The organism is Paenarthrobacter nitroguajacolicus (assembly GCF_029952445.1).
Lineage (GTDB): Bacteria > Actinomycetota > Actinomycetes > Actinomycetales > Micrococcaceae > Arthrobacter > Arthrobacter nitroguajacolicus_B.
Window position 1 is genome coordinate 72,765 of the sequence record NZ_JAQPPK010000005.1, and the last position, 12,132, is coordinate 84,896.

At 62.7% G+C, this 12,132-nt stretch carries 12 protein-coding genes; 8 read left to right on the top strand and 4 right to left on the bottom strand.

Annotated features, from left to right (window positions below):
- Position 1: 1 nt before the first annotated feature.
- On the top strand, positions 2-1,150 hold the full coding sequence (locus PJL15_RS04840) for a peptidoglycan-binding domain-containing protein (protein WP_281450074.1): 1,149 nt from the start codon (positions 2-4) through the stop codon (positions 1,148-1,150).
- A 7-nt stretch (positions 1,151-1,157) separates the two neighbouring features.
- Positions 1,158-3,107, top strand: coding sequence for an ABC transporter ATP-binding protein/permease (locus PJL15_RS04845; protein WP_281450075.1), 1,950 nt, complete (start codon positions 1,158-1,160; stop codon positions 3,105-3,107).
- Here the strand turns inward: PJL15_RS04845 and PJL15_RS04850 are convergent.
- The 3 genes from PJL15_RS04850 to PJL15_RS04860 are packed head-to-tail and all read right to left on the bottom strand — an operon-like array spanning position 3,104 to position 5,809.
- Positions 3,104-4,048, bottom strand: a complete 945-nt coding sequence (locus PJL15_RS04850; protein ID WP_281450076.1) for a COX15/CtaA family protein — start codon at positions 4,046-4,048, stop codon at positions 3,104-3,106. The genes PJL15_RS04845 and PJL15_RS04850 overlap by 4 nt on opposite strands.
- Positions 4,049-4,082: 34 nt before the next feature.
- Entirely contained in the window at positions 4,083-4,847 is a 765-nt protein-coding gene (locus tag PJL15_RS04855) for an ABC transporter permease (RefSeq protein WP_281450077.1), read from the bottom strand.
- Complete coding sequence (locus PJL15_RS04860; protein ID WP_281450078.1) at positions 4,844-5,809, bottom strand: ABC transporter ATP-binding protein; 966 nt, start codon at positions 5,807-5,809, stop codon at positions 4,844-4,846. The genes PJL15_RS04855 and PJL15_RS04860 overlap by 4 nt, the downstream gene beginning before the upstream one ends.
- 109 nt (positions 5,810-5,918) lie before the next feature.
- On the opposite strand from PJL15_RS04860, the gene PJL15_RS04865 reads away from it, so the two are divergent.
- Genes PJL15_RS04865 through PJL15_RS04890 form a run of 6 tightly spaced genes read left to right on the top strand, consistent with a single transcriptional unit; the run spans position 5,919 to position 11,100 of the window.
- Positions 5,919-6,740, top strand: coding sequence for a helix-turn-helix transcriptional regulator (locus PJL15_RS04865; protein WP_281450079.1), 822 nt, complete (start codon positions 5,919-5,921; stop codon positions 6,738-6,740).
- Positions 6,740-8,215: a Fe-S cluster assembly protein SufB gene (gene sufB, locus PJL15_RS04870; protein WP_281450080.1), complete on the top strand. Its 1,476-nt coding sequence runs from the start codon at positions 6,740-6,742 to the stop codon at positions 8,213-8,215. The genes PJL15_RS04865 and sufB overlap by 1 nt, the downstream gene beginning before the upstream one ends.
- A gap of 2 nt (positions 8,216-8,217) precedes the next feature.
- Complete coding sequence (sufD, locus tag PJL15_RS04875) at positions 8,218-9,531, top strand: Fe-S cluster assembly protein SufD (protein WP_281450081.1); 1,314 nt, start codon at positions 8,218-8,220, stop codon at positions 9,529-9,531.
- A 37-nt stretch (positions 9,532-9,568) separates the two neighbouring features.
- A complete protein-coding gene (locus tag PJL15_RS04880) occupies positions 9,569-9,925 on the top strand; it encodes a non-heme iron oxygenase ferredoxin subunit (protein ID WP_281450082.1) in 357 nt (118 codons plus the stop codon).
- 43 nt (positions 9,926-9,968) lie between these two features.
- Positions 9,969-10,754 carry a Fe-S cluster assembly ATPase SufC gene (sufC, locus tag PJL15_RS04885; protein ID WP_281450083.1) on the top strand — a complete coding sequence of 262 codons (786 nt, stop codon included), beginning with the start codon at positions 9,969-9,971 and terminating at the stop codon, positions 10,752-10,754.
- 13 nt (positions 10,755-10,767) lie between these two features.
- Positions 10,768-11,100, top strand: a complete 333-nt coding sequence (locus PJL15_RS04890) for a metal-sulfur cluster assembly factor (RefSeq protein ID WP_018777579.1) — start codon at positions 10,768-10,770, stop codon at positions 11,098-11,100.
- 85 nt (positions 11,101-11,185) lie between these two features.
- On the opposite strand, the gene ypfJ is transcribed toward PJL15_RS04890, so the two are convergent.
- Positions 11,186-12,088, bottom strand: coding sequence for a KPN_02809 family neutral zinc metallopeptidase (gene ypfJ, locus PJL15_RS04895; protein ID WP_281450084.1), 903 nt, complete (start codon positions 12,086-12,088; stop codon positions 11,186-11,188).
- Positions 12,089-12,132 lie beyond the last annotated feature (44 nt).

Consider the following 12,132-nt stretch of genomic DNA (forward strand, 5'->3'; position numbering starts at 1 on the left):
CATGCAAAACTCCGAAGCCCAACTTAACTCGGCAATGAGGCGCATTCAGCGGTGGTGGCTCGTTCCGTTGGTGCTGGTCCTTGTCCTTGCCGGGCTGGGCGCAGCCTACTGGGCCGGCATATCGTCAGCAGCGGGGGAAGAATCACCCCAGGCCACCCAAGAGACGGTGCCTGTCTCTGCGGCAGTGGAACGGCGTGCCGTCACCAAGCAAGTCATCCTGTCCGGCAAGGTAGTTGCCGGCGCACAGTCGGCCATCAAGGCGACCGCCGGCGTCGGAATTGCCCGCCTGGTGGTCACCTCGACTGCCAAATCGGCCGGCGATGAGCTCGTCCCGGGGCAACTCGTGGCCGTCGTCTCCGGCCGCCCGCTTCTCGTCCTGCCCTCCGGCGTCCCACTCTTCAGGGACATATCGCCGGGCCAGTCCGGGCCCGACGTCAAAGGCCTTCAAGAGGCGCTCACCGCCTTTGGATTCGCTGCGCCAGCCACCGGGACTTTCGACGCCGGAACCCAGCTGGCGCTCTCCAGTTGGTACCGGGCTGCTGGCTCAAAAGCGCCCACCGCAGCCGCTGACGGCACTGGGGGCGAAGCCCCCTCCACCTCGGGTGTCATCTTCCGCTGGCAGGAGTTCGTTCAGGTTCCCGGTGATGCCGGAACGATCGCTTCCATCGCACAACCGGGAACTGTCCTCGGCGAGGAAGGCATCGTCGCCAACGTGACCATTGCAGAGGACACCATCGTTGCGCGTGCCGACGTGCTCCAGGCCGAGTCCTTCCCCGTGGGAGCCCCTGTTACTGTCCACGCCGGTTCGGCAACGCTCGACACGAAAGTATCCGGGATCAGCGCTTTCATCCCCGGCGCCCCTGACAGCAGCGACATCCCAGGCAAGGACGTCACGTTGCCGCTGGTTCCCGGGACTGCGGGACTTGCACCCGGTCAAACCGTGACAGTCACTGCGACGGCGGACGCACCCACTTCGCTGGCCGTCCCGCTGATCGCCATCCGCCAAGAGTCAGGCACTGCGTTCGTTGATGTGGAATCCGGTTCCGATGTCCGACGCGTTGACGTCACCGTCACAGGCCAAGCTGATGGGTGGGCCGCCATCGCAGACGGTAGCGACGTTGCCGTCGGCGATCATGTCCGGCTCCCATGATCGGGCAATGGTGAAGGACCAGCTGACGGACGCGCCTGCCGGCCAGCCACCGCTGCTGAGCCTGCGTCGTGTCTCCCGTTCGTTTCCAGGAGCAAAGGCTCTCGATGGCATCGACCTGGATATCCATGCGGGGGAGTTTGTGGCGATAGTTGGGCCCTCCGGCTCCGGAAAGTCTACGCTCCTGAACATCCTGGGACTGCTGGATACGATGTCTAGCGGCGCCTACCTGGTTCGAGGCGCTGACATAGCGGGCTACACCGAGGGGCAACGCGCCGAAAGCCGGGCACGCACGTTTGGTTTCGTGTTCCAGGATTCCCATGTGGTGGGCCGCGACTCAACGGCGCGCAACGCGGCCCTGGGCCTGCGTGCACGGGGGATCAAGCCGGCGCACCAGAAAGCGCTTGTGGGACCACAACTCTCGCGTTTTGGTCTCGACCATCGCATCGCCACACCAGCCGCCATGCTTTCTGGTGGCGAACGGCAAAGGCTCGCTATCACTCGTGCTGTCGTCGGGGCTCCGGATGTCGTCCTTGCAGACGAGCCGACCGGAAGTCTGGACACCGCCAACGGCGCCATAGTGCTCCAACATTTGCGGGAACTGCACGACGGCGGAACCACGGTTGTGATGGTCACCCATGATCCAGGCATTGCTGCATCGGCAGACCGTGTCATTACGATGCGCGACGGCATGGTGATCAGCGACACCGGTCCATCGATACGCCAGATCGTGGGAAAGAACGTTGAGGAGCCTCAACTCAGCCATGCCCTTGAGCGCCATCGCACGAGTGAGTTCACGGATCTCGTCGCAGAGGCGATCTCAGCCCTCACCGGACGTCCAGCGAAGGCGCTGCTGCTGATACTGGCCTTCCTCATTGGAAGCGGTGGATTGGTTGCAGCCATAGGCCTCAGCGAAAGCGCCGCTATAAAGGTGGCCACCCGCATTGACGCAGCAGCCAGCGATGAGGTCAGGGCCGGCCGCGAAGGCGGGTACCCGTCGTGGGACGCGGTCAACTCGGATCTCGAACGGGCTGAACAGCTCAACGGAGTCCGTGGGGGCGGAATTGTCGCCGATCTATCAGCCTCGGTTGTGATGCCGTCGACGTTCCGCCCAGGTTCCCTTTCCGACCAGCCCATATTTGGTGGAGCAGTCAGGGTTGCCGACTCCGGGTACCTGAACATACAAGGGGCCAAGGTTTCCTTCGGTGACCCGGCGCTGCTCGATCAGTCCTTCGGCGGACCTGTGGCCTTCCTGGGCGAGGGGGCCGCGCAGGATCTCGGCATCGGGAAGCCTGGGCCCGGCGTCGTCGTCTGGCTCTATGGGCAACCCGTCCCGGTGGTGGGCCTCATCGCCGACCCGGGGCGGGATCCCATCCTCGCAGAGGCTGTGGTGGTAGGCGTGGGCTCTTATCCGGTGACGGACAGGATGGCTGCGAGCCTGGTTCTCCGGACCGACCCGGGGATGCCGGCCGCGGTTGCCGAGGCACTTCCCAAGGCGTTGAACCCGGTCGATACCGGTTCCGTCCAGGTTGAAACTGTGGCGGATCTTCGTGAACTCCGGCAAGGTATCAACTCCGATCTTGGCCGACTCGTAGCGATAGTCTCGGCAGTCCTTTTGGCCATAGCCTGCCTCAGCGCCGGCACCACCATGTACCTCGGAGTGACGGCGCGCTTCAATGAGATCGCCTTGCGGCGGGCACTCGGTATGCGGCGCGGGCCCCTGGGCAGCATGTTTCTTTTGGAAGGAGCCATCCTGGGGGCGATCGGCGGAGCAGCGGGGGCCGCTATCGGCATGGGAGCCGTCCTTGCCTACGCGGCGGGTGAGGGCTGGATTCCCGTTATTCCCTGGTTTGCCGCACTGTGGGGAATTGGCGCAGGCACACTGAGCGGCACCATCGCTGCCGCGTACCCTGCCCTCGTTGCATCCAGGGCCGACCCCGCACAGTTGATTCGCGGCTAGCTAACCGGACTGTGCCCGGCTACATCGGCCGCGTTGGTGGCAGCACTCATGAGCAGTGCCGCACCCAGCATGTGCGCGCCAACCAAAAGCGCCGGAATACCGTTGTAATACTGCGTGAAGCCAATAACCGCCTGAAGCAGGGTGACACCGAGCAACAGGTAGGCGGCGGTGCGGAACGGACCGTTGATCCTGCGCCGGACTACCAGGAACACGGCCAGCAAAGTACCCGCTGTGATGAGGTAGGCAGGAATCGCGTGGATGTGGGAGAAGAGGTCCCAGTCGAGGTCGTTCCTGGGTGCATCGGCATCTCCGGCGTGCGGGCCGGCTCCTGTAACCACGACGCCGAGCATCACCGAAAGCGCTGCGAACACGGCAACCGCCATCATCACAGGACGCGTTAGTGCGGGAAGTGCGGGCAGGGTCCGGTTCATGAAACGGCCCGTGCGCCCGTAAGCCCGGTTGACCAGCAGGGTCGCAAAGACCACCAGCGCCATGGAGACCAGGAAGTGCAGGCCAACAACCCAGGGGTTCAGGTTGGAAAGGACAGTGATCCCGCCGATGACGGCCTGCGCAGGGATGCTGGCAAGGAGGCCGAGGGCAAGCATGAAGAGATCACGGCGCTGCTTGCGGAGGTTCCACAAGTACACCAGCATCAACGCGGCGACGGCGGCAAGGGCGAAGGTGAGCAGGCGGTTGCCGAACTCAATGAAGCCGTGAATGCCCATTTCCGGCGTATTGACCAGGGAATCGCTGGTGCAGCGGGGCCAGGTGGGGCAGCCGAGGCCCGAAGCGGTGAGCCGCACGGCACCTCCGGTTACCACCAGGATGGTCTGCCCAATAAGCGACAGCAACGCCAGTCGACGTACGGTCGCGTTGACCTCGGTAGGAAGTTTGGACGTCCATTGCTGGACGGTTTTCGGGAGGCGCGAAGCCGTGCTCACAGTTATCTCACTTCTCAGTTCTGCTCGGATTTGGTTAGTTCCACTTGAACCAGCGGATAGCTGCGGCGCCGGCCAGAACAGTCCACAGCAAGAGGATAAGGACGGCCGGAAGGGCGATGGTGCCCAGCAGGAACGCATCACGCAGCCCCTGCCCCAGTGCTCCCGAAGGCAGGAAATGCACAATGCCCTGCAGTGCTTCCGGCAGACGATCGGCCGGAACAACGATTCCGCCCAGCGCACCGAGCAGGATCCAGAGCAAGTTGGTGATGGCCAGGGTAGCCTCGGGCCTCACCGTGCCTGCCACCAACAAACCGAGTGCCGTGAAGGCGGCTGCGCCAAGGACCAGAAGGCCAAGGCCCGGAAGCCAGGCCTCCGGACGCGGCTGCCAGCCAAGGAAGCCGGCCACAGCTCCCACCACCAATACCTGGAGGAAAAGGACCACCAAGACAGCAAGAATCTTGCCCGCAATGAGTCCGCCCCTGCCAAGCGGGGTGGTCGAAAGGAAACGGAGAACGCCGTACCGGCGATCAAAGCCCGTAGCAATGCCCTGTCCGGTGAAGGCCGTGGACATCGCGCAAAGAGCCAGGATGCCCGGGGTGGCGGTATCGACGCGTGAAGGGCCCAAGCCATCCAGTAGGGGAGTGACTACCAGACCCACCAGCGCCATCAGGGGCAGGACGATGGCGAGGATCAGCTGTTCGCCGTTCCGCAGCATGGTGATTGTTTCGTAGCGCCCCTGCTGCACGATCCGACGCGGCAGGGAAGCCGGCCCTGCGTTGGGAGTGAGAAGCCGGCTCATCGGAGGTCCCTTCCGGAGATATCGAGGAACACGTCTTCCAGGCTTCGCGATTCCAAGCGCAACGAGGCCGGCATGATGTTCCGTTCTGCCCACCAGGCCGTCAGCGCGGCCAGGTCAGCGGGAGTGATGGCGCCGGTAACGGCGTAGCTTCCGGAACGGGACTCCGAGATGTGGAGCCCGGCACCGACCACTCCTGTGAAGTCGAGCCCGGGGGGCGCGTCAAAGTACAGTGTCCGGTCCGAAGCAGCAGCGTCCGTGGAGTGATCATGGCTCAGGAGCTCGGCCACCGTCCCCTCCGCCACGTTGTGGCCGCCATCGATGATGTAGACGTAGTCTGCCAGCCGCTCGGCGTCGTCCATCAGGTGCGTTGTGAGGACAATGCCCATACCGGCGTCCCGCAGTTCCGCAATGAGTTCGAAAACCATCTGCCTCGATTGCGGATCAAGGCCGGCACTGGGCTCATCCAGGAACAGGATCTCCGGGTTGCCCACCAGTGCCGCTGCCAAAGCCAACCGTTGTTTTTGGCCGCCGGAGAGCCGCCGAACACCAGTCCTGCTGAACTGGTTGATCCCGAGCCGCTCCACCAGGGCATCGACGTTCATCGGGTTGTTGTACATGCCGGCCACGTGCCGCAACAGCGGGATGGGACGGGCCGACGGCGGCAGGCCACCGTCCTGAAGCATCACACCTACCCGGGAACGCAGCTCAGCCCCCGCGGTATCCGGGTCTGCACCCAGCAGTGAGATCTTCCCGCCTGTTCGCTTCTGCAGGCCTTGGGCGCATTCGAGGGTGGTGGTCTTTCCGGCCCCGTTGGCACCCAGGAGGGCGGTTACTTGCCCGCGCTCAGCCACGAGGGACAGTCCACTGACCACACGTAGCATTTTGCCGTCGAGGGAGGCCAGGGGGCCTACATCCTTGATGAGTCCCTCTATGCTGAGGACTGGAGATTCGGGTGATCGCACCAAAGTATTCTACGTGAAGTAGTACGGTCACACTTGGCGGGGAACCAAGGTCAGTCTTGCCTTACTGGATGCGTGAAACAAATTACGACATGATTGTGTTGTGTATTCCATGAGCAGTCCAGTTTCCATGCCCGCCAAGCGGCATGCTGCAGCGGCAGAGGCTTTCGTTGCCTCGCCCTCGCTGCCGGACGCGGATGACCGCACCCGTGACCGTGTCCTGAGTGCCGTCCTCGAGAATGGGCCAGTCAGCGCAGCCGAACTCGGGGACCTTTTGGGATTCACCCCGGCTGCCGTCCGCCGACACCTCGACCATTTGGAACGCAGCGGCGTCATCGAAGTCAAGAGGGTAGCCAAGGCGGGTTCCGGCGCAGGCCGCCCCGCACGCCGTTACGTGCTCAGTTCGCAAGGACAGTCCAAGCTGGGCGACGACTACCTTAATATCGCAAGTTCAGCGCTCCGGCGCCTCCAGGAACTCGCCGGTGAGGACGCTGTCCGCGAGTACGCCGAAGAGCGTTTTGCGGACATGGAGCGCCGCTACGCACCTGAAGTCCAGGCAGCAGGCGACGACATCACCGCGCGGGCCATGGCGTTGTCGAAGGCTTTGAGCAGGGACGGCTTTGTTGCTTCCGCCCATTCGATTGAAGCCAAGCCCCCCTTGCCTGCGGCATTGTCCAGCGTGCAGCTCTGCCAAGGACACTGCCCCATCCAGCGCCTCGCCGCGGAATTCCCGGTGTTTTGCGATGCCGAGACCAAGGTTTTCTCCCGTTTGGTGGGAGTGGACGTCCGGCGTCTCTCCACGCTCGCGCAGGGCGGGCATGTATGCACCACCCATATACCTACCGGGCGTTTGGCTGCCACGGTGCCCCCAGGCGCCGAAGTGCAGTCCAAGAACCCGTATCAGGAATCTAACAACCAGCAAGAAAGGCCGTGATGACGGGTCAAATAGCTGAAGGAACAGCGGAGAAAGCGGTAGCCGACGGCACTGTGATCTCGGAGATTCTGGAGAAGAATCCCGAACTGCACGGTATCGGAAACTACGAGTACGGCTGGGCCGATAAGAACGACGTAGGCGCCAATGCCCGTCGTGGCCTCAACGAGGAAGTCGTCCGCGACATCTCCTCGAAGAAGAACGAGCCCGAATGGATGCTCGATCTGCGCCTGAAAGGCTTGAAGTACTTCGACCGCAAACCCATGCCTACCTGGGGTGCAGACCTCTCAGGCATCGATTTCGACAACATCAAGTACTTCGTGCGTTCCACCGAAAAGCAGGCGGCAACGTGGGAAGACCTTCCCGAGGACATCCGGAATACCTACGAGAAGCTGGGCATTCCGGAAGCTGAGCGCAGCCGCCTCGTCTCGGGCGTCGCTGCCCAGTACGAGTCCGAGGTTGTCTACCACCAGATCCGCGAGGACCTGGAAGCCCAGGGCGTTATCTTCCTGGACACCGACACCGCCCTGCGCGAACACCCTGAGATCTTCCAGGAGTACTTCGGCACCATCATTCCCGTGGGTGATAACAAGTTCGCGTCGCTGAACACGGCTGTATGGTCCGGCGGTTCGTTCGTGTATGTGCCCAAGGGAGTGCACGTCGACATCCCGCTCCAGGCCTACTTCCGCATCAACACGGAAAACATGGGTCAGTTCGAGCGCACGCTGATCATCGCCGATGAGGACTCCTACGTTCACTACATCGAAGGTTGCACGGCTCCGATCTACACCTCGGATTCGCTGCACTCGGCCGTTGTGGAAATCGTGGTCAAGAAGGGCGCCCGCGTCCGGTACACCACCATCCAGAACTGGTCCAACAACGTGTACAACCTCGTCACCAAGCGCGCCATCTGCGAAGAGGGCGCCACCATGGAGTGGGTCGATGGCAACATCGGTTCCAAGGTGACCATGAAGTACCCGGCCGTCTACCTTGTTGGCGAGCACGCCAAGGGCGAGACTTTGTCGATCGCCTTCGCCGGCGAAGGCCAGCACCAGGACACCGGCTCCAAGATGGTCCACATTGCTCCGAACACCAAGAGCTCGATCATTTCCAAGTCCGTTGCCCGTGGCGGTGGCCGCGCGGCTTACCGCGGCTTGGTCCAGATTCGTGAGGGTGCCAAGCACTCAGCCAACACGGTCCGCTGTGACGCGCTGCTGGTGGACACCATTTCACGCTCGGACACGTACCCGTACATCGACATCCGCGAGGACGACGTCGTGCTGGGTCACGAGGCAACCGTTTCCCGTGTCAGTGAAGAACAGCTCTTCTACCTGATGTCGCGCGGCATGCCGGAGGACGAGGCCATGGCCATGATCGTGCGCGGCTTTATCGAGCCGATCGCCCGTGAATTGCCCATGGAATATGCCCTCGAGCTGAACCGCTTGATTGAACTTCAGATGGAAGGATCCGTCGGTTAACAATGACTGATATCACTACTGAAAAGGCCCGCATCGGCGCGCCCTCAGCACAGCCCTTTATCGACGGCTTCACCGAGGAAGGCGAGAACCTCTCGCCCGTCAACACTGGAACGAACACCAGCACGACGTCGGAGCAGCCTTCCGCTGGTCCGCTGGCAGGCGCTTCGGCCAAGAGCCACTCCCACGGTGGCGGCGTCGGCGTTCCGGACAGCTCACGCGCCGGACGCCTTACCTCCTACACCCTTGAAGATTTCAAGGCCCTGACGGGGCTCGAAGAGGACTGGCGCTTTACTCCGCTTCGCCGCCTCCGCGGCCTGCACTCCGAAGCCCTCACGGGCACGGCTCCGGCTGTCACCGTTTCGGCACCTGCCGGCGTGAGGGTCGAAACCGTCGGTCGCGATGATCACCGCATCGGTTCGGCCGGTATTCCGGAGGACCGTGTTTCGGCGAACGCCTGGGCCGGCTTCAAGGAAGCCACAATCGTCACGGTTCCCGCTGAGACCTCCCTCGAGTCGGAGATCACTGTCACCCTCACCGGCGCCGGAACCGACGCCGCTGCACAGCACATCGTTGTGGTAGCGGAGAAGTTCTCCAAGGGTGTCCTGGTTCTGGGCCACGAAGGTTCTGCCGTTGTCTCCGAGAACGTGGAGATCATCCTTGAGGACGGCGCAGAACTGACGGTCGTGTCCCTGCAGGAATGGAACGACGATTCCGTCCACGCTTCTTCCCAGCAGGCGAAGATCGGCCGCGACGCCAAGTTCAAGCACATCGTGGTCAGCCTGGGTGGCGACCTCATCCGCGTCACCCCTACAGCACGCTTTGCTGCCCCGGGCGGCGAAGTCGAACTGTTCGGCCTGTACTTCGCCGACGCCGGCCAGCACCTTGAGCACCGCACGTTCGTTGACCACGGTCAGCCGAACTGCGTATCCAACGTGCTGTACAAGGGTGCCTTGCAGGGCAAGGGTGCTCACACCGTATGGGTGGGCGATGTCCTGATCCAGAAGAACGCCGAAGGTACCGACAGCTACGAGAAGAACCAGAACCTGGTCCTGACCGATGGCTGCCGCGCCGACTCCGTGCCGAACCTGGAAATCGAGACCGGCCTTATTGCCGGCGCGGGCCACGCCAGCGCCACAGGCCGTTTCGACGACGAGCACCTGTTCTACCTCATGGCTCGCGGTATTCCGGAAGAAGTGGCCCGCAGGCTTGTGGTTCGTGGCTTCCTGAACGAGATCATCCAGAAGATCAACGTACCGGCCATCGAAGATCGCCTGACGGAAGCTGTCGAGCGCGAGCTCGCCGCGACCGACAACTAACGACGACCATCAACCAAGACAGGCAGTCCGGACAAGCATGAGTGAACAAACCAAGGGTGAACTGGTGTGCAACGCCAATGACATCCAGGTCAAGCAGGCCCTGCGGGTCCTCATCGATGACTATCCCGTAGCGATCGTCAGGGATTCCATGGGCGAGATCCACGCCATCGGCGATACCTGCTCGCACGCGGATATTTCGTTGTCCGAAGGCGAAATTGAAGGCTGTGCGATCGAGTGCTGGGGACACGGTTCCCAGTTCGACCTCCGCAGCGGACAACCCCTCCAGCTGCCCGCCTACGATCCCGTACCTGTTTTCGCCGTCACCATCGATGGCGACGACGTCTACGTGGACGTGACCAACGTTGTGAACGGTGCCTCGGTAGAGAACTACTGAGCACCCAGTACCGCCAGACTTACGAACGAAAAGAAAGAAGAGCATGTCTACTCTTGAGATCAAGGACCTGCACGTCAGCATTGAGACGGAGCAGGGCACCAAGGAGATCCTGAAGGGCGTCAGCCTGACCATCAGGACCGGCGAAACCCACGCCATCATGGGCCCCAATGGCTCGGGCAAGTCGACCCTCGCCTCCACCATCGCCGGTCACCCGCGCTACACGGTCACCAGCGGCAGCATCACCCTTGATGGCGAAAACGTTCTGGACATGAGCGTTGACCAGCGTGCACGCGCCGGCCTCTTCCTGGCCATGCAGTACCCGGTTGAGGTCCCCGGCGTGACCATGACCAACTTCCTGCGCACCGCCAAGACCGCGATCGACGGCGAAGCACCGGCCCTGCGTACGTGGACCAAGGACGTGAAGGCTGCCATGCAGCAGCTGCGTATCGACGCCGACTTCGCCCAGCGCAACGTCAACGAAGGCTTCTCGGGCGGCGAAAAGAAGCGCGTGGAGATCCTCCAGCTTGAACTCTTCAAGCCGAAGTTCGCCATCCTGGACGAGACCGACTCCGGCCTTGACGTGGACGCCTTGAAGGTGGTCTCCGAAGGCGTAAACCGCGCGCACGAGGCCGGAAACATGGGCACCTTGCTCATCACCCACTACACCCGCATCCTGCGCTACATCAAGCCGGAATTCGTCCACGTTTTCGTTGACGGCAAGGTTGTTGAGGAAGGCGGCCCGGAGCTCGCCGACCGTCTCGAAGAAGAAGGCTACGACCGCTACGCACCGGGCGCCGGCGTTGCCGTTGCTCCTGCCGTCCAGGCCTAGTTAGGATCGTTTCATGACCGAAATCAACGCGGCGCGCACCAGCCTCGAGGACGTTGAGGAAGCGCTCAAGGACGTCATTGACCCCGAACTCGGTGTCAATGTTGTGGATCTTGGCCTCCTCTACGGCCTCAAGTACTCGGACGAGGACGGCGCCCTCCTGATCGACATGACACTGACAACAGCGGCTTGCCCGCTGACGGACGTGCTTGAAGAGCAGGTTGGCAAGTCCCTCGACGGAGTTGTTGACGATTGGCGCCTGAACTGGGTATGGATGCCGCCGTGGGGTCCGGAACGGATCACTGACGACGGCAAGGACCAGATGCGGGCCCTCGGCTTCAATATCTGATCATTGGTTTTCTCCCGCGCTTGCGGGCACAAGGAAGGGCTCCGGGCATATTGCCCGGAGCCCTTCCTCTGTTTGGGCGGGATCGCTACGGCGTTGCCACTCCGAAGGTGTCGCACTTGTTGATGTCGCCTGTGCTGTAGCCCTGGTAGAACCACTTTTGCCGCTGTGCGCTGGAACCGTGCGTCCACGACTCGGGGGAGACCCTTCCAGTCGCGGCCTTCTGGATCCGGTCATCGCCGACGGCGGACGCCGCCGAAAGCGCGTCCTGCAGGTCCTGCTCGGTGAGGGGATCAAGGAACGGCTTTCCCGTGGCGTCTGTTTGCGTGGTGGCGTGGCGTACCCAGAGTCCTGCATAGCAATCTGCCTGCAGCTCAACCCGGACGCCACCAGATTGGGGTCCCTGGGGATCCTGCTGCGCGCGGTCGAGGTTGCCCAGGATGTTCTGGATGTGGTGCCCAAACTCGTGCGCCACTACATACTCCTGCGCCAACGGTCCGCCGGAGGAGCCGAACCTCGTTACCAGTTCATCGAAGAATCCGGGGTCGAAATAGGCTTTCACGTCGGCCGGGCAGTAGAACGGTCCCACATCCGTGGTGGCCGGGCCGCAGCCGGTATTTGTGCCTTGCTCGAAGATGACCGTCCCGGGCCGGGTGTATTTCACGTTGTACTGGGCGAGGTAATCGGGCCAAAAGGCGTTGAGGCTATTGACCGTGCCGGTGATGCGGCAGTCAAGGCGTTTGTCCGCGTCCGCGCCGGTCTGGCATTCCTGGACGCCCCCTGTGCCACTTCCAGCATCCACGGCCGGCGGCGTACCCCCACCGCCGCCCAGGTCGCCGAGGATGTTGGGGTTGATGCCAAAGAGGGCAAGCAGCAGCACCACAATGCCGCCTCCGATGCCACCGCCAATCTTGGTACCCCTGCCCATACCACCGCCGCGTCGGTCCTCGACTTGGGACGGGTCAAGCTGTGCGCCATCGTTGAAACTCATACAGTCAGAATAGACGTCACTTTTGCTGCCGGGGGCCGGACACT

Bases quoted from the DNA above. Each gene is read 5' to 3' on its own strand.
- PJL15_RS04840 (WP_281450074.1), top strand. From the start codon at position 2: ATGCAAAACTCCGAAGCCCAACTTAACTCGGCAATGAGGCGCATTCAG.
- PJL15_RS04845 (WP_281450075.1), top strand. From the start codon at position 1,158: ATGGTGAAGGACCAGCTGACGGACGCGCCTGCCGGCCAGCCACCGCTG.
- PJL15_RS04855 (WP_281450077.1), bottom strand. From the start codon at position 4,847: ATGAGCCGGCTTCTCACTCCCAACGCAGGGCCGGCTTCCCTGCCGCGT.
- PJL15_RS04865 (WP_281450079.1), top strand. From the start codon at position 5,919: ATGAGCAGTCCAGTTTCCATGCCCGCCAAGCGGCATGCTGCAGCGGCA.
- sufB (WP_281450080.1), top strand. From the start codon at position 6,740: ATGACGGGTCAAATAGCTGAAGGAACAGCGGAGAAAGCGGTAGCCGAC.
- sufD (WP_281450081.1), top strand. From the start codon at position 8,218: ATGACTGATATCACTACTGAAAAGGCCCGCATCGGCGCGCCCTCAGCA.
- PJL15_RS04880 (WP_281450082.1), top strand. From the start codon at position 9,569: ATGAGTGAACAAACCAAGGGTGAACTGGTGTGCAACGCCAATGACATC.
- sufC (WP_281450083.1), top strand. From the start codon at position 9,969: ATGTCTACTCTTGAGATCAAGGACCTGCACGTCAGCATTGAGACGGAG.
- PJL15_RS04890 (WP_018777579.1), top strand. From the start codon at position 10,768: ATGACCGAAATCAACGCGGCGCGCACCAGCCTCGAGGACGTTGAGGAA.
- ypfJ (WP_281450084.1), bottom strand. From the start codon at position 12,088: ATGAGTTTCAACGATGGCGCACAGCTTGACCCGTCCCAAGTCGAGGAC.